General features: G+C 53.3%; 14 protein-coding genes. 5 read left to right on the plus strand and 9 right to left on the minus strand.

The annotated features are described in order from the left end of the window. Positions 1–121 precede the first annotated feature (121 nt). The 3 genes from pflA to NQ490_RS03070 form a co-directional block, all read right to left on the minus strand. A complete protein-coding gene (gene pflA / locus NQ490_RS03060; protein WP_007047373.1) occupies positions 122–889 on the minus strand; it encodes a pyruvate formate-lyase-activating protein in 768 nt (255 codons plus the stop codon). Between the two features lie 85 nt (positions 890–974). After that, complete coding sequence (gene pflB / locus NQ490_RS03065; protein WP_007047374.1) at positions 975–3,227, minus strand: formate C-acetyltransferase; 2,253 nt, start codon at positions 3,225–3,227, stop codon at positions 975–977. 319 nt (positions 3,228–3,546) lie between these two features. Further along, entirely contained in the window at positions 3,547–4,767 is a 1,221-nt protein-coding gene (locus tag NQ490_RS03070) for a hypothetical protein (protein WP_050764699.1), read from the minus strand. A 230-nt stretch (positions 4,768–4,997) separates the two neighbouring features. Between NQ490_RS03070 and NQ490_RS03075 the strand changes: the two genes are divergently transcribed. Continuing rightward, entirely contained in the window at positions 4,998–5,477 is a 480-nt protein-coding gene (locus NQ490_RS03075) for a COG2426 family protein (RefSeq protein ID WP_007047376.1), read from the plus strand. 178 nt (positions 5,478–5,655) lie between these two features. On the opposite strand, the gene NQ490_RS03080 is transcribed toward NQ490_RS03075, so the two are convergent. The 5 genes from NQ490_RS03080 to NQ490_RS03100 all read right to left on the minus strand — a co-directional run bounded on the left by NQ490_RS03080 (position 5,656) and on the right by NQ490_RS03100 (position 11,228). Continuing rightward, positions 5,656–8,013, minus strand: coding sequence for a hypothetical protein (locus NQ490_RS03080; RefSeq protein ID WP_147644685.1), 2,358 nt, complete (start codon positions 8,011–8,013; stop codon positions 5,656–5,658). A gap of 384 nt (positions 8,014–8,397) precedes the next feature. Continuing rightward, positions 8,398–9,633 (minus strand): tyrosine-type recombinase/integrase, encoded by a 1,236-nt coding sequence (locus tag NQ490_RS03085; RefSeq protein ID WP_007047380.1) that lies wholly within the window; start codon positions 9,631–9,633, stop codon positions 8,398–8,400. Between the two features lie 34 nt (positions 9,634–9,667). Continuing rightward, complete coding sequence (locus NQ490_RS03090; protein WP_007047381.1) at positions 9,668–9,838, minus strand: hypothetical protein; 171 nt, start codon at positions 9,836–9,838, stop codon at positions 9,668–9,670. A 94-nt stretch (positions 9,839–9,932) separates the two neighbouring features. Continuing rightward, the gene (locus NQ490_RS03095; RefSeq protein ID WP_007047382.1) at positions 9,933–10,142 is read right to left on the minus strand and encodes a DUF6462 family protein; all 210 of its coding nucleotides are present in this window, start codon (positions 10,140–10,142) and stop codon (positions 9,933–9,935) included. Positions 10,143–10,268: 126 nt separating this feature from the next. Continuing rightward, positions 10,269–11,228, minus strand: coding sequence for an AAA family ATPase (locus NQ490_RS03100; RefSeq protein WP_040917805.1), 960 nt, complete (start codon positions 11,226–11,228; stop codon positions 10,269–10,271). 308 nt (positions 11,229–11,536) lie between these two features. Between NQ490_RS03100 and NQ490_RS03105 the strand changes: the two genes are divergently transcribed. From NQ490_RS03105 to NQ490_RS03120, 4 genes are all read left to right on the plus strand, one after another. Further along, positions 11,537–13,399, plus strand: a complete 1,863-nt coding sequence (locus NQ490_RS03105) for a DUF6076 domain-containing protein (protein WP_007047384.1) — start codon at positions 11,537–11,539, stop codon at positions 13,397–13,399. 220 nt (positions 13,400–13,619) lie between these two features. Beyond that, the gene (locus NQ490_RS03110) at positions 13,620–14,006 is read left to right on the plus strand and encodes a hypothetical protein (RefSeq protein WP_007047386.1); all 387 of its coding nucleotides are present in this window, start codon (positions 13,620–13,622) and stop codon (positions 14,004–14,006) included. Between the two features lie 197 nt (positions 14,007–14,203). After that, a complete protein-coding gene (locus NQ490_RS03115) occupies positions 14,204–14,329 on the plus strand; it encodes a hypothetical protein (protein ID WP_007047387.1) in 126 nt (41 codons plus the stop codon). Positions 14,330–14,388: 59 nt separating this feature from the next. Continuing rightward, a complete protein-coding gene (locus NQ490_RS03120) occupies positions 14,389–14,613 on the plus strand; it encodes a DUF2188 domain-containing protein (RefSeq protein WP_007047388.1) in 225 nt (74 codons plus the stop codon). A gap of 112 nt (positions 14,614–14,725) precedes the next feature. On the opposite strand, the gene NQ490_RS03125 is transcribed toward NQ490_RS03120, so the two are convergent. After that, positions 14,726–17,806, minus strand: coding sequence for a type I restriction endonuclease subunit R (locus tag NQ490_RS03125; RefSeq protein ID WP_007047389.1), 3,081 nt, complete (start codon positions 17,804–17,806; stop codon positions 14,726–14,728). Positions 17,807–17,819 lie beyond the last annotated feature (13 nt).

A 17,819-nucleotide genomic window follows, 5' to 3' on the forward strand; every position in this document is an offset into this window, starting at 1 on the left:
ACGTCCTGAAAGAGGCACACCGGACGGGTTTCAGGTTGGTTATGGTTAGTTGTTTCTAACCACGTGTATACTCTACCATATTACAAGGATTTTGTCAACCGTTTGGCGTAATTTTCCCCGATTATTCTTTGGGGGCGTCGGGATAGTCCCGCACGTGCAGCAGATCTTCCGCCGCTTTGACTTCCTCCTCGGTGGGCACGCGAACACCTTCCAGCGGATAGGGAATGCCCAGATTCTTCCATTTGAACAGCCCCAGCGTATGATAGGGCAAAACTTCCACACGACGCACCGTGGGCAATGTCCGGATGAAGGCATCCAACTGACGCAGTCCTTCGGCATCATCGGTCAGGCCCGGCACCAGCACATGGCGGATCCACAGCGGTACGCCGTGCTGCGCCACATATTGTGCCATGGCCAGAATGTTTTTGTTGCTGTGGCCGGTGAGCTTTTTGTGCTTTTCGTCCTCGATCTCCTTGAGGTCGAGGATCACCAGGCTGGTGTTTTCCAGCAGGGCGTCAAATCGTGCCATCCAATCTGCGTTGTCCGGCGCGAAGGGCTGGCCGCTGGTATCCAGCGCCGTATGGATGCCCTTGGCACGGGCCAGGCGGAACACCTCGCTGACAAAATCCATCTGCAGCAGCGGTTCGCCGCCGCTGATGGTCAGGCCGCCGTTGTTGCGCCAGTAATTGCGGTAGCGCAGGGCCGCGTCAAACGCCTCCTGCGGCGTTTTTTCGGTGTCCCGGGTGAAGGCCCAGGTCTCGGGGTTATGGCAATACTGGCAGCGCATAGCGCAGCCCTGCAGAAAAATGATATACCGTACCCCCGGCCCGTCTACGAGGCCGAAGGTTTCCACCGAGTGGACATAGCCTTTGATTTCCTGTTGTGACATAGTGGTTAGCTCCTTATGGTTAGATACAAAAGATCCGCGGCCACACAGGCAGCCGCGGATCTTGGGAAACAATCAGGTCAGCTGATTACAGCACCTTGTGGCAGGTACGGGCAATGACATCCAGCTGCTGTTCGCGGGTCAGGTCGATGAACTTGACCGCGTAACCGGAGACACGGATGGTGAAGTTGGCGTACTCTTCCTTCTCGGGATGCTCCATGGCGTCGATCAGCTTCTCCTTGCCGAAGACATTGACGTTCAGGTGATGGGCACCCTGGTCAAAGTAACCGTCCATGACCTGGACCAGGTTCTCCACACGCTCCTGCTCACCGTGACCCAGCGCATCGGGGCTGATGGTCTGTGTGTTGGAGATGCCGTCCAGCGCCCAGTGATAGGGCAGCTTGGCCACCGAGTTCAGGCTGGCCAGCAGGCCGTGGGTCTCGGCACCGTAGCTGGGGTTGCCGCCGGGGGCAAAGGGAGTATATGCCTTGCGGCCGTCCGGCATGGCGCCGGTGGCCTTGCCGTACACCACGTTGGAGGTGATGGTCAGGATGGAGGTGGTGGGCTCGGAATTGCGGTAGGTGTGGCGGCGCTTGATCTTCTCGATGAAGGTGCGCAGCAGATTCACCGCGATGTCATCGGCACGGTCATCGTCGTTGCCATACTTCGGGAAGTCACCCTCGATCTCGTAGTCGGTGACCAGGCCCTGCTCATTGCGGATGCACTTCACCTTGGCGTACTTGATGGCGCTCAGGGAGTCCACCACATGGCTGAAGCCCGCAATGCCGGTGGCAAAGGTGCGGCGCACATCGGTGTCGATGAGGGCCATCTCAGCGGCTTCGTAGTAATACTTGTCGTGCATATACTGGATGAGGTTCAGGATGTTGACATACAGACCGGCCAGCCAGTCCATCATGACGTCATACTTCTTGACCACCTCGTCGTAGTCCAGATATTCGCTGGTGATGGGCGCATAGGCGGGCCCCACCTGCTCGCCCAGCTTCTCGTCCACGCCGCCATTGATGGCGTAGAGCAGGCACTTGGCCAGGTTGGCGCGGGCGCCGAAGAACTGCATCTCCTTGCCGGTCTGGGTGGCAGATACGCAGCAGCAGATGGAGTAGTCATCGCCCCAGACCGGCTTCATGACGTCGTCGTTCTCATACTGGACCGAGGAGGTCTTGATGGAGATGCGGGCGGCGTAATCCTTGAAGGTCTTGGGCAGGGCGGAAGAATAGAGCACTGTGATATTGGGCTCCGGGGCGGGGCCCATGTTTTCCAGCGTGTGCAGGAAGCGGAAGTCGGTCTTGGTGACCATGGAACGGCCGTCCATGCCAATGCCGGCCACTTCCAGGGTGGCCCACACGGGGTCGCCGCTGAACAGCTGGTTGTAGCTGGGGATACGGGCAAACTTGACCATACGGAACTTCATGACCAGATGGTCGATGAGTTCCTGGGCCTGCTCCTCGGTGAGGATGCCGCGCTCCAGGTCACGCTGGATATAGATATCCAGGAAGGTGGACACACGGCCCACACTCATGGCGGCGCCGTTCTGGGTCTTGATGGCGGCCAGGTAACCGAAGTACAGCCACTGGACAGCTTCCTTGGCGTTGGCGGCCGGCTGGGAGATGTCGTAGCCATAGGCAGCGGCCATCTCCTTCATGCCCTTGAGGGCGTTGATCTGCAGCGCGATTTCCTCACGCAGACGGATCACATCATCCAGCATGGTGCCGTCACCGCAGTTATCGAAATCATTCTGCTTTTCCTTGATCAGGAAATCAATACCGTACAGCGCTACACGGCGGTAGTCGCCCACGATACGGCCACGGCCGTAGGTGTCGGGCAGACCGGTCACGATGTGGCTGTGGCGGGCCTTGCGCATCTCGGGGGTGTAGGCGTCAAACACAGCCTGATTGTGGGTGCGGGTATACTGGGTAAAGATCTCGTGCAGCTTGGGGCTGGGCGTATAACCGTAGGTGGTGCAGGCCTGCTCCGCCATCTTGATGCCGCCATAGGGCATGAAGGCGCGCTTCAAAGGCTTATCGGTCTGCAGGCCGACAATCTGCTCCAGATCCTTCAGCGCCGGATCGATATACCCGGGACCGTAAGCCGTAAGGCCGGAAACCACCTCGGTCTCCATATCCAGAACGCCGCCCTTGGCGCGCTCCTCCTTCTGCAGGACCTGCAAAGCGCCCCACAGTTTGTTGGTGGCTTCGGTCGGTCCGGCGAGGAAGCTCTCATCCCCGTCGTAAGGTTTATAGTTCTTCTGGATGAAGTCACGGGTATTGACTTCTTCCTTCCAGATGCGGCCTTCAAAGCCTTCCCACTGCTTGAAATCTGTCATAACGTACTCCTTCTCATGGTATATATTCCATATGTGGTGTTCGCGCAGATATTATAATACCATATCTGCAAAAAAACGCAAGATGCAAATTCCCATTTTCTGGTGTTCCCTTTGCTGGCTATATCATATCATTGTAGTATGATATTGTATGTTGTCGTAGCAACTTTTTTGTTGTTTTCTCTGTGCAGCCCGCCTTTCTCTGTAAAAAGCCGATAGTTAGTATTAGCTAACTATCGTGGGATAATCATACCACCGCCGCGGGTTGCTGTCAAGAGCAGAGTCAGCCGCCTTCCCTATGGGGAAGACGGCTGACTCTGCCTCAGAAGAACAGGAAATGATAGGTTTCGATGGGGATGTTGTACGACCGGCCCTGCATCAACAGCACCAGAAAGCAGATACCGCTGACAATATGCCAGGCCAGCGCCGTTCCGCAGAGCACCAGGCGGACACCGAGCGAGCCGCCGCGGGCACCGCTTCTCCAGGCAGTGCAACCCTGCAGCCAGACCGAAACCGATTCCAGCAGGAACACCCAATAGCAGATAAAGGGTCCCCACCAGAGATTGGCATGGTAGAGACGCTCCCCGCTCTCCACCAAAAACAGCGCCTCCGCCATGGCCACCGCGAACACAAGCAGACTGAACCGATAGCGAAAATTCCGCCAGGCTTGCCGCCCAAACAAAAGGCCTACCGCCACCACAAAGACAAAGGAGCGCAGCAGCCCCAGGACCGACGCCTCATTGAAGGGCCCCCACAGCATGGCATGCCGGTCAAAATCCACCGTGAAGATCAATTTCATGCCGCTGTCTGCGTCAGCAAACAGGACGTTGGCCTGGATCAGGCAGAGCGCAATGCTGGGCAGCACGCTGCAGCCCATGATGACCTCCTGCCGGAGATTTTTCCCCCGGGTGCGGACCAGATCGGCGATGAGCAGCAGAAGCAGGGCCGGTGCAAAGGCAAAGACCAGGCTGGCCTTAAAGCTGGTGGCCAGTGTGAGCAGTATGATATACACCAGCCAGATACGCAGGTCCAGTTTGCCGCTCATTCCCTGCCAGGCCCGATAAAACGCCAGAACCGCCAACAGGGCAAAGGGGGCCAGCATGATATAGGTCGTATTATGATAGATGGTGCCGATGACCGTTCCCTGGTACCAGTACCCTCCCCGCGGTATCCAGACCGCCTGGGCGAAGTTGATCACCAGACTGGTCAGCAGCCGCGCCGGACAGGACCATCCCGGCATGGCGGGACGCAGCCCCAGGGCAAAGACAGCCACCGCCCCCAGGTGGAACAGCGCCAGCAGCGCAGCGATGCCCCAGCGCCCTCCCAGCGCGTAGGCCGGACCAATCAACAGAGAGGTAGTGGAATAAACCATTCCTCGCTGGGCAAAGGCCAGGTGCTGCCCCAGGTCGGAGGTATAGGGGTCGTTGCCGCCCCCCGGCGAACAGAGCTGTTGGTAATGCAGCCAGGCCATCGCCACGGCAAAGGCCGCCAGCGCCAGCAGTGCCGCTGCCCACAGCCAGCGTTGTTTTACAGTTTTGGACAAAAGGGTTCCTTCCCTTCCGGCGGCGGACCGCCTGAAATCGGTTTTCCATAAAGCCGTATTGTATAATGATACCATACCCGCCGCAAAACGCAAGAGTTCATCTTCTTTTTGGGCAGGCCCACCAAAAACAACCAATGCAGCACCGTGGTTTTTTGCTTGCCAAACGCGGCGTAATCCTGTATAATAGAGCCTGTTCTGTATATGAAAAATTGACACTGTGAGGTTTCACGATGCTGACAAGTTACCTGTATGTTTTCTTCATCTCTATGGTTCCGCTGATCGAGTTGCGCGGTGCGATCCCCGCCGGCGTTCTTCTGGGATTGCCGCTGTGGAGCGTCTATGTGGTCGCCATCATCGGCAACATGCTGCCAGTGCCTTTTATCTTCTTCTTTGCCCGCAAGATTCTGGAGTGGGGCGCCGACAAGCCCGTCATCGGCAAGTTTTTCACTTTCTGCCTGCAGAAAGGCCACCGCGGCGGCGAAAAGCTGAAAGCAACCGCCGGCCGTGGTCTGCCCTGGGCGCTGTTGCTCTTCGTGGGCATTCCTCTGCCGGGTACCGGTGCCTGGACCGGCACCCTGGCCGCCAGCCTGCTGGATATGGACTTCAAGTCCAGCGTGCTGGCCTGCATGGGCGGTGTACTGCTGGCCGGCTGCATTATGGGGGCCCTGAGCCTGGCTGGCGTTTCGGCCTTGGGCGCTGTGGTGGCATAAAGTCTCCGTTCTCCCTTTTCATGCCCTGAGATTTCCCTTGCCCGTCGATCCGGGCAGGGGAATTTTTTTCGGAATTTCCGGGTCACTTCCCGAAAGCCGGACATCCAACAGGAAGCCGCCTTGTGCTCCATGGCACAAAGCGGCTTCTTTTGATTTTATATGTAATTTTTCGCCATGCTCACCGCTTTAGGAAGCGCTTGCCCGCCCAAAGGAGGACGGCCGCCACCACCAGCACCACCAGGATCACCGGCCATGCCGTGGTTCCGGATGCGGGTTCTTCCCTCTCGGTGTCCTCAGTGACAATCCCCTGCTCCGGTGTAGACACAGACGGCGTGTTGCTTTCCTCACAGGCAATCACATACCGGGAGAAGTGAGGTGTCACAAAGGTCACCAGGCCCGCGTCGGCATCACAGGTCGTATCGCACTCGGTCACCTGGCCATCCTCTGCCAGATACCAGACCACGATGTCTTCGGCTCGCTGTCCCTCCTTCAAAGTATAAGGCAGCGTGACGACGGCGCGACCTTCCCCGAAATCGGAAATCACCATGCCGCCGCTTTCCAGCGTCAGTTCAAAAACAGGCTGTTCCCCTGCTTTCTCCGCCTGCTCCTGCGTCATTGATTCCTTTTCCACCGGCGTGACCACCAGCCGGATTTCCTCCGACGCCTGATTCAGAATTGCAGACAGGGCCGCCCGATCAAAATTCACCTCTGCCGCCGGACTGCGCACCACGAATGCGGCCTTCTCCGATGCAGCCAAGGCACTCAGTTCCTGGACAGGCAATGTCACTTCCATGCTCCGGGCCGTTTCAGGCGCTTCAATTTCTACGGTCACTGTGACCGCTCCATCTGCCGTTCCGGCTCCGGTGATTGCCCGGTCCACCGCCGCAGCCAGTGTAGTCCGATCCACCGATGCGGTTGCTTTTTCCTCGCGGATCTCCGCTTGTACCTTCACCGAATTGTCCTGTGCTTGCTGGACAGCCGATGTTGCCGCTGACGACGACACCGGTCGAGCTGTGGAAAGAGACTTGTTTGCCTGCGTAACAGAAACTGCAACCGGTGTGGGACTGGGCGATGCGGTAGGTTGCGGTCGTGGTGTCGCCGTTGCCGTGGGTGCAGGTGTGGCGGCAGCGCCCCCGGAAGGCTTTGCCGTGGGAACCGGTGTTGGATTTTCTGTATCAGGGGTCGTTTCGGGTTGTTCCCCCGTGTCAGGAGTTTCCTCCGGTCGCTCTCCCGTATCAGGGGTCGGCTCCGGCGTTTTTTCAGGAATGTGGATGGTACAGTTTTCAATTTGCACCGTGGCCGGCGGTTCCGCCCCATACCAGAGGCTGCCGACATACCGCGTGGCTTCCAGCACATCCTTTTTGTCGGGGCCGCTGTAAATTTCTCCCGTAAAATCACAGCCTGACAGCGTAGGAGGTGTTTTGCCGTTGTTATCCAGATAGGTGCCGGCAAAAGCTCCTACATAGATTCTGCCGGTCTCTTCGTCCTGCACTTCGGTCTGCCAGACGACTACATTTTCCACCGTACAGTCCCGGATGATATTCCCATAATGCAGAATACCATTGATGCCTCCAATGCCATTGTAGGCACCACTGACCGTAATGTTGCTGACCTTACATCCCGAGGTCACATTCTTATCCTCGCCCATGAAGCCCACGATACCGCCGACATATCCGCCAGTGATGGCCACCGCGGAGGTGGCGGCACCGTCTCCTTCCACCGAACAGTCGGTGACGGTGGAGTATCCCTTGCCCAGGATACCGCCTACATACCACCAGCCCCGGATGGAAACGCGACCGGTAACATGCACATTGGACAGCTGAGCCTCTGCTCCACCGGAGCCGCCCAGCACCGCAGCCACCTGCAGGCAGCCGGAAACCTGCGCATGATCGATGGTGAAATTCCGGATTCTTGCCGCCACATTGGCCGCACCAAAAAGTCCGATGCGGTTGTTTCTGCCGGTATTTTCCAGTGCCCGCGTAATCTTCAGATGAGAAATGGTGTGATTCTGTCCGTCAAAAATACCGGCAAAAATTTTGCCCGTATCCGCGCCTCCGATGGGAGTCCACTCCTGTCCGTTCAGATCCACATCCGCCCCCAACAGTATAGTCTTCCCGGCGAAAGAATTTCCTTCATTGACCAGTTTGGCCAATCCTGCAAGTTCGGCCGCTGCAGTGAGAGTATACACCTGCTGCGAAGGCTCATACCAGGCGGTATCCACCGTGACTCCGTCCCATGGTTGTTCCGCCTGCCGTACGGGTTCCGCCGCCTCCTGTGCCAGAAGCTGAACTGTTTCCCAGGAAGATCCCACTTCCACAGAAGGATCCGCAGTTTCAGCAGTGGCCTCTTGCCCGGCTGCCGCAACCGTTTCAACTGAGGGTTCCACTGCCTCCGAGGCAGTCTCTCCGGTAGCTGCGTATGCCGTACCGGCTTGTGTCGTCTCTGACGCCTCTTCCGCCAATGCAGCAAAAGGCACAAGCGTGGCTGCCATCATGGCAGCTGCCAAGACCCCCGCCAACCAGTTTTTTCTTCTCACAAAGCTCCTCCTCCGATTCGTTACTTTATAATAAATGCCTCCGTTATTTTATCACAATATAATTCTCTACGCAATCCATTTTTTGTTTTTCTGCAGTATTATTTATTCGCTTCAAGTTTTCTGGACCACAAGCAAAAACCCCGCCGTGTTCTGCAGCGAACACAGCGGGGCTGGTTTGTTCCATTATCAGTCGATAGGCTTCATCGTGGGGATTATTCTTGGTTTCACCTTAACACGCTTCGTAGCGCTTCACGATGCTGTTTTTTCAACAGCCCCCGTCATTCATGATGCCCTGTAATGCTTCGTGATTCTCGTATATTTGCTGTCAATTTGCTGTCATTTCAAGAATTTTGCTGTCAGACAATTTGTCTCTCCAAGCCCTTCTCAAAATACATTCCATGTAGCAGCCAATCGTTCAAACGATTCCTGTTTTTTCTCCTCGGTCGCCTCGGCATACACATCCATGGTAGTTTTGATGTCCTTATGTCCCATGACCGATTGGATGACCTTCAGGTTGGTCTCCTGTTCGCAAAGCCTTGTGCAAAAGGTATGCCGAAGATGGTGCGCAGAAAAATCCGGCAGAAGAATGGCTTCCCGGTGCTCCCTTTTCGCGCTGATTTCCTCTGTGGCATTATAATCGGAAACAATCCTTTTAATAGCCCGGTTGACAGACTGAGGATTGGGAACATTCCCGAAGCGGTTGCAAAAGATGAACCCGTGCATTCCGTCGATCTCCACATCGTTCCAACCGTTCTCTAGCTGTTCTTCCCGCAACATTTCAAACGCATCCTGCACAGAGTCAAGCATTGGAATTGTGCGCTCACCGGCTTTTGTTTTCGGCTTTGAGATATGCTGGACAGAGGTGCGGCTCTCCCCTACCGGATAGTAGACCAGGCTATGGTTGATATGGATCATTCGATTTTCACAGTCAATATCTTCCCAACGGAGGCCCAGCGCTTCCCCGATCCGGCATCCTGTACCCAGCAATATGGTGAACAACGGCCACCAGTGGAAGTACACCGGATGGTTGGCGACATGTTCCATAAAGGCCCGCTGCTGGGCCACCGTCAAAGCGTGGCGTATTCCGCTATGCTGGTCAGAATTTTTCTTAACCTCTGCCAGTACCCCATCTGTGGGATTGTTCCGGATGATGCCATCACGAACCGCCAGCTGAAACGTCGGACGCAAAAGCGTATGGATGCTTTCCAGTGTGTTGATCTGCATCTCTTGCTGTTGCAGCAGGCAGTTATAAAACTGAAGCACATCCGAGAAACGTATATCCGCGATCTTCTTGTTACCGAAGGTGTTTCGGACAAAGCGGTCATACATATACAGATAGTTGCTTCGAGTTGTCTGCCTGAGATTGGCCTTAAGCTTCATATACCGGTCAAATACGAAGTTCACCGTTGCTTTTCCGGCAATATAAATATCCAGACCGTCCAACTGGTTCTTGGTTAACTCCGCTTCCTTTTCTCTGAGTGTCACAAGGTCGTTTGCATAGATGTACTTGCGCCGTCCAAGCGGATCTGTATAGCAGTAGGAATACCGCTTGTCGGAACTTCTCTGCATCTCTCCTTTTCGCAGGGCCCTGCCCCGCAGATCTTTTCTTGTCTTTGCCATATCAATTCCTCCTCAAAAGGAGAAGGGCTCGATACTACTCACGTTTGGATATAAGTTTTTCCAACGCTTGCAAGACAACTTCTGTCACATTCATTCCATGGCGTTCAGCGTAAGCACAGATCCGTTGATACAAGGAATCATCGACGCGAACACTCAATATTTTCTTTTTCGGGTGTTCGCTTTTTGGTCTTCCCATATCTGCCATATCTGTTCTCACGCCTCCCTGCCTATAGAATACTTTTTGTATGACAAAAAGTCAAGAGTGTATCGAGCATTTTCTTTTCAGCCTGCCTGTAAAATCAGGCAATGTGAAAGGTTTCCAGATAATCCTCAAAAATCTCGCAATTCACCAAAGCGAGCTTATCAATTTTATAAACCGCCTTGGCTTCTTTTGCCAGAGCCTGAAACTTTGTCAAACCCATGCTATACTTCTCTGCCCCTTCCTTGTAGCGGACAAATTTTTTGGAAGCCTTCTTGGCTTTCTCAACATCTTTTCGTGCGTATCCCATGGTCACTTTCCCTTTCTACCTCGTATCGGTATCGTTTGTTATTGGAGTTCTTATTTGGGGTTGTAGGCAAGTATGCAACAACGCAAGGGGCAGCGGCGGCGCGTCCCTTTGCATGGTTACCTTGGTTCATGCGTTCAGCTGCCAGTACCACTTGTCGCCCTTGCGGACGCTGCGGATGTTCAGCCTGCCTTTGACCAGATTCACCGTCCGGTCCTGGATGCCTTTGCTCTTGAAATGCTGGATGATCTCCTGATTGGGTATAGGGCCCTTTTCCAGCAGCCGGGGCAGTTCTTCCTCTACCTGCTGTTGCTTGGTGGGGGCTTCCGACAGACTGTCGCAGCCGTTCAAAAGGGATTCTGCGTCCTCGTCCAGCTGCCGCAGCCATTCCACATGGTCGCTCAGCTCAAACAGCAGTGCCGGACCGGCAGCGGCCAGATTGCTTTTCACCGGCACCAGCACCCGCTGTGTGGGCGAACGCTGGTACCGTGTCACGGTCAGAATGGATCGCACAGCACCGGCAATGTCGATGGAACCGCTGGTGCGGTACAGGGCGTTGATGCCGCTCATCTTGTTCATGTGCGCCACAATGAGCACGGCGCATCTGGTGCGCTGGGCCATGGCGTACAGACTGCGGAAAGCGCCCCGCACCTCGTTGGCCTGATTCATGCTCACCGTAGGGCCGATGTAGGCCGAGAGAGGGTCGAGGATCAGAAGCCGGGCATTCTCCTGCAGGATGCTTTGCTCCAGTCGCGGATCGTCGAAGGTCAGCGCCCGCTTTTCTTCATTGATGATTTTGATGCGGGTGCAGTTGGCTCCCGCGCTTTCCAGCCTCGGCTTGATGGTGTCGGCAATGCCGTCTTCCGAGGTCTGGTACAGGATGTTGATGGGCTCCCGGACGGCTTCCTCAAAGGGAAGGCTTTCACCTTTGGAGAGCAGCGCTGCCAATGACAACACTGCCATCGTCTTGCCGCATCCGGGGTCGCCCTGTAATATGGTGATCTTCCCGTATGGGATGTAAGGATACCAAAGCCATTTCACTTCCTCTGCCTGGATATCCGCAAAACAGAGGATCTCTTGCTCATTCACAAAAGTGCCTCCTTTATGAAGTTCAAATAAAAGGCCGGTCCGCCGAATCCGTTCCTGTCCGGGTGTCTCCCCCAACGTTGTCTCGCTCGCCTTGCGGGGTCATGGCAAGATCGTATCTCCTTCAGCGGCCGGGTATTCAGTTTTCAAGGTTCCGTGGCAACAGAATATCACGTCTTGACCGCAAATGCTATACATGTTATTATAATTTCATGTAAAGATGAAATTACACGTTAATTTTCAAGGCATTACACAAATATCTATCGTCGAAACGTAATATATTAACGTTCTTGCATTTGAGGAAAAGCATCATGTCCACAAGTATTATCTTCCGTTTTGAGGGCGAAAAGCTGTTGGAGCCCTTTTTGATTCCCCAATCCTTATTTGCTCCTCATCTTCAAGGGGACCCGGCCGCGCGGGAAATGCGCCGCCAGCAGGAACGGACAGCCACGCATCTCCGCCTTAAGAACATTCACCAGTACCGAGAAGTGCTGGACAAATCCTCAATAACTGAGCCTCTTGATTCCAAATTGGAAAGAGGTTCTGATTCTTCACTCAATAAGGAAACCGTGCTTGAGTGGTTGCGGCGATGGAGCAGCCGAATCTTTTCCGACAAACAGTCGAAGGCAGCAGCAACTGCAGCCTCTTCGGAAGAAGAAGATTCTTCCCCTTTTACCGTAGAGCCGCAGGCTAAGCCTACTTCTATGCGCAGACAACGCACAGAGTCTCTGCAGCGGGACACGATACTGGATCGATTGCTCTCTATGGACCTGCAGGAGTATATTGATTATCTCCGTAAACATCAGAAAAACATCTGGATGGAAGAGAGCTACCCTTTGGGGATGCTTGTGTTTGCAACATTGGATCTTCCCTGGACGGAACTGGCACAGGAAGCGAAGGCTCTACTTGACGCTAACCGGGATGCAGCGATGCCCATCAATCCAGATCTGTTTTCTACCACTGATTGGCGGCATTATGTAGCGCCTACTTCTTCCCCTACGGCACCTGCAGCAGAAGTACACACAATAGCTGATGGTCTGGCTCACCCGGAGAAAACCCTCTATTGTCAGGTGGCTGAACTCTATAATAAGGTACAGGATGCTCTGCAAGATTACCCCGCTATGCAGAATCTACTGAAAGACTACTGCACCCAGGCAGCTTGCGATTTCTACCACCAGGCTTTGGTAAAGCTAAATTATATGGCTTTTCCTCAGGAAGATCTGGATCTGATTATAGAAAACAAGTTTGTAAAGGTGGCCCAGCGCGAACTGAACAAGGCATTTGCTTTGGAAAGTGCCGCTGAGTGTATCGAACGTTATCTGGATTCCTGGCCGGAACCCGATGCCGTTTTGGTACAATATGAAGATTCCGATGACAGAGAATACTCCGCTGCCGCCTATACCATTCTGAAGTTCCTGTGGGAACAGCTGAAAGGATTGTCTGATTTTCAGCCCGCCCTGTCCGATTTGGTTGATTTCACTTTGGTGGCTGCCGATACTCAGTCTGACAAAGATGCTATGCAGAGATATGGTGATGCCTTACTACTGCGATACTCTGGTATCAGAGCTGGAAACAAGCTATATGAGCAACTTCACATGAAGATGCTCAGCCGATTGTCTCTGCCGGAGGAATCCCCCAAGGCCCGGAAGCATCCCGATATTACCAGTCGCAGCTACCTTGTGGCGGATAATCTGTCCGAGGCGGTGATGGCGGAGTTCTTGCAAATGTGCGGTCAACACAAAACATCCCGTCACTGCAAGCAGTGCGGGATGTTGTTCATACCGTTCAGTTCCACGGCCAAATACTGTGACCGCAAGGCGCCCAACGGTGGTCAGCGCACCTGCAAGGAAGTTGGTGCCGAGGAGACCGCTAAAAGCCGCACAGTAGATCCTGCAACTGCTCTATACACCAAGATTGGCAACAAGCTGAACGGCAGACTCAGCCGTTTTGTGGGTATGTCCGATACCAGCCGCAAAGCTACCATCACCCGCTGGCGGGCAGAAGTAAAGCCCCTGGTATCGCGGGCATCGGAACATCCCGAAACCTTTGATCCAGAGGCTTTTGATAAAGAACTATGCGCGATTTTTGATAGAATTCGGCAAGAGGAGACGGTCGAAGAACGCCGCAAGCAAAAAAGAAGCACAAGCAGACGCAAAGTTGGAGAGAAAGAATAATCTCTCTTTGCAAAAAATGAAGTGGCCTCGATTTTTTTAAGCCGTTTCTCCAAGCAGAAGCAAAGTAAGCAAGCATTTCGAATGATTCAAGGCGATCAAAAACGTCATTTTGCAATTTCAGAGCAATATGCACAAAGATTGTAAAACAATTTATACGCATTTTCTGCTTGACTCATTCCGCAAAAGCGTGTAAAATGTTAAGCAGAAAGGAGGAGCCATCATGTCTATTCTGGATTCTTTCACCGCTTACAATTTCAATGTAGGCGTCCCGTACATTTCCATCACAAGTAACGGCATCACGTTTAACAAGTCGGTCGTCATCAAATTAGGCTATCCCAAGTTCGTGGTGCTTTTGATTGACGAGAATGAGAAACGAATCGCGATTCAAGCATGCGAGGAAAGTGCAAAAAATGCAGTCGCTTTTTACAAAGAGAAAAAATCCAATGTAGTTTCTGTGCGGTGGAACGGTCGCGATCTCCTAAACACGTTTCAAGAGCTGATGGGATGGAATCTAAAAGAATCAAGTGGCTATCGCATCGATGGTGTACTTTTGAAAGAGGAGCATGCGATGCTATTTGATCTCAAGGAAGCGCATCCCCTTAGCTAGTTGTCCTGCGGCAATGTCCGCTTGACATAAAAAAGCCCCACTCGAGCTGGCACTCAAATGGGGTTTTGGCAAGATGTAGACATGGCAAACCACCATGTGCTAAACCTTTAACACCTTTAGTATATCGACCATGTTTGCCTCTTGCAAGCATTTCTGAGATTCGTCCCAGAAAAATCTGCTTGAAGGAGGTAGTTGCGATGGATGAGATTCGCAAAAGTGATGTCACGTACATCTACGTTGCGTTTATTACGCTTCGCAATGGCAAACGCATTTATGCCCGCCAGTACGGGCACAAAGCGTTCCGCATTGCGGTAAAGCATTGATGAATCCGTTGGGATGTTGGTGGTTTCATCCCTTTTTTCTGAAACCGAAAGGAGTTTCAATGAAAAAAGAATATCACATCACAAAGCGTCCAGATGGTAACTGGCAGTACAAAGAAATCCACAACACCAGAGCAACTGGTATTGCGTCCACACAAGAGCAGGCATTTAAGGAAGCTCGTGTGGTTGCAATTCATCAGAGTGCCGAGGTGGTTATCCATGGTGTTGATGGAAAGATTCGTGAGAAAAACTCATATGGTAATGATCCATTTCCGCCAAAAGGCTGAGTTTCTGGATAACTGATTTCTGAGTAGAAGCGAGAAGATTTTGTAAAAAATCTTCTCGCTTTTTTATTATAAAAATCTCCTCATAGTTTTCGCATTCTGATACGTATCATTTTCATTGCGCATTATCCGTCCACATCTCGCACTGGCTCATAACGGTCTTTACCGCATCTTCCATGCCTTCCGGCGGATACTTATGTCTCTTCAGCAAATGTTTTACCAATCTGCGCATTCCAGCGCGGGCGCTTTCTTTCTTCTGCCAGTCAATGGTGCGGTTTTTGCGCAACGTATCCGTCAGCTCTTTTGTGATAGCAATCAGCTCGTCATGCTCGTAAAAATCCTTGATGGCCTGGGGTTTGGTTAAGGCATCATAGAAGGCCAGTTCTTCTTGGGTAAGTCCCAGCTTTTCGCCTTCTGCATTGGCCGAGGCAATATCTTTGGCCAGCTTCAGGAGCTCTTCAATGACCTGTTCGTTCGTCAGCATACCGTTGAGATACCGGTTCATGGAGCTCTGGATGATTTCGGAGAACTTCTCCGACTTCACCACATTGGTACGCCGATAGACTGAAACCTGCTCAGCAATCAGCTTTTTCAGCAACTCTACCGCCAGGTTCTTCTCCTTCATATGGGAGATCTCATCCAAAAACTTAGGATCGAACAAAGAGAATTCTTTCCCCACATCAGAGAACAGATTGATAACGCCTTCGCTCTTGATACTGTGTTTCAGCAACTCATTGATGCGCTGATTGACTTCCGGCAACGTGAATTTTTTGCCGGTTCCACCACCCGTCGTAAGGCGAACAAGCATGGTGCGCACCGCTTCAAAATAGGCAGCTTCCAAGCGGATTTTCTCATCTACCATACTGCTGCACAGGGAAAGTGCCTGTTTGAGCAGCAGAGCTTCTTTGATGTAGACGTTCTGTGTTTTTTCCTTATCCGGCAAATTGTGCTCTGCCACCGATTTGCCCAGTAGGAAGTTGACGCCACCGCTAATCATCCGTGCCTTTTCAAGGTCATCGCCGGTCATGAAGGTAGTGTAGTCAAAACCGTGGAACAGGTCGCGGCACACTTCCAGCTTTTCCAAGAACTTGGGATAAGCAGCCTTGCTCACGTCCGGGTCACCGTAGTTCTTTTTATCCCGAACGGTATAGTCGTTCATCGCCTGCTTGAGGGCTGCAGCAATACCCACATAGTCCACTACCAGGCCGCCTTCCTTGTCACGGAAAACGCGGTTCACTCTGGCGATAGCCTGCATCAGGTTATGCCCGGCCATGGGCTTATACACATACATGGTGGCCAGGGAGGGTACATCAAATCCCGTCAACCACATGTCCACCACGATGGCAATTTTCATGGGGGAACTGTTGTCCTTGAACTTGCGGGCAAGCTCCTCTTTATGGGACTTGTTGCCGATAATCTCCCGCCATTCTTCCGGATCATTGTTGCCCTGGGTCATCACCACGCCCACTTTCTCGGTCCAATCCGGGCGCAGCTGGAGAATGCGCTTATAGATTTTCATGGCAATGGGGCGAGAGTAAGCCACAATCATGGCTTTGCCGGTGAGCAGGTTGGCTCGGTAATTCTCGTAGTGGTCGAGGATATCATCCACTAAGGACGCAATGGTCTGGTCGGCCCCCAGAATGGCCTCCATCTGTCCCAGCTCTTTCTTGCTTTTTTCGATAACATAGGGGTCCGCGTTCTGTGCCATCAAATCATATTCCGCATCGATCAGTCGCAGGGTCTTTTCGTCCAGCTTCAAATGGATAACGCGGCTTTCGTAGTAAACTGGGCGGGTAGCTCCATCCTCCACTGCCTGGGTCATATCGTAGATGTCGATATAGTCGCCGAACACTTCCCGGGTGCTGCGGTCTTTAGAGGAAATGGGAGTACCGGTAAAGCCGATGTATGTAGCATTGGGCAGGCTGTCGCGGATGATGCGGGCCGTGCCGATGGAGGTTTTGACCTCCAGTTCGCCTTTTTCATTTTGCTTGGTGATGACCTTTTCGGTAAGGCCGTACTGCCCGCGATGGGCCTCATCCGCCATGACCACGATGTTCCGGCGTTCCGACAACGGCTCGCCGGTCTCCTCGAACTTCTGCATGGTGGTGAAGATGATACCGTTTGCCTGACGGCCCGCCAGCAGTTCCTGCAAATTCTGGCGGCTTTCCGCCTGCTGGGGTGTCTGGCGCAGAAAATCCTTGCACCGTGAGAACTGGCCATACAGCTGGTTGTCCAGATCATTGCGGTCGGTGATAACCACAATGGTGGGGCTCTCCAGTGCCTTTTGCAGATAATGGGCATAGAACACCATGGACAGAGACTTACCGCTTCCCTGGGTGTGCCAGAACACGCCACCCTTACCGTCGGTGACGGTGGCGTGCCGGGTGGATTCAATGGCCTTTTTCACCGCGAAATACTGGTGATAGCCTGCCAAGACCTTAAAGGTGTTGGCGCCGTCCACGTTGAAGCAGATAAAGTTCTGGAGTATATCCAGGAAGCGCCGCTTCTCGAAGATGCCCTCAAAGAAGGTGTCGAACTGGGCAGCCTGAGTGTTCTCGTAGCTGCCGTCCTTGGTTTTCCAGGCCATGAAGCGGTCCTCGCCGGAGGTGATGGTGCCCGCCTTGGAGGTGGTCATGTCGCTCATGACGCAGACCTGATTGTAGATGAACAAGGACGGAATCTCATGCATGTAGTTCCGCAGCTGGCGATAAGCGGCGGAAGCATCGGTTTCCTCACGGGAGGGAGATTTCAGCTCCACGACCACCAGCGGCAGGCCGTTGACAAACAAGACAATATCGGCTCGTTTTTCACTGTTTTCAATGACCGTCCACTGGTTGATAGCGGTAAAGCTGTTGTTTTCCGAATGCTGGTAGTCCACCAGATACACCAGTCCGGAGCGTTCTTCGCCCTTCATCAGATACTTCACCGGCACACCATTTTGCAGATAGTCGGTAAAGACCATATTTTTCTGCAACAGAGATCCAGACTCAAAGTTTTTGAGCTTGTACACTGCGTCATCCAACGCCTCCCGAGGCATGGTGGGATTGACCACCTGGAGAGCAGGCAGCAGTTCATCCTCATACAGCGGAGAGTGGTAGTCCCGCTCAATATCCGGGCCGTAAACATAGGAATAGCCCAGGCTCTGGGTAAAGAGCTGTAATACGGCGTTTTCGTAGTTGGATTCGGTGAAAGGCATGGTAGGTCACCTC

The sequence above is a fragment of the Subdoligranulum variabile genome (genome assembly GCF_025152575.1).
Classification (GTDB): domain Bacteria; phylum Bacillota; class Clostridia; order Oscillospirales; family Ruminococcaceae; genus Gemmiger; species Gemmiger variabilis.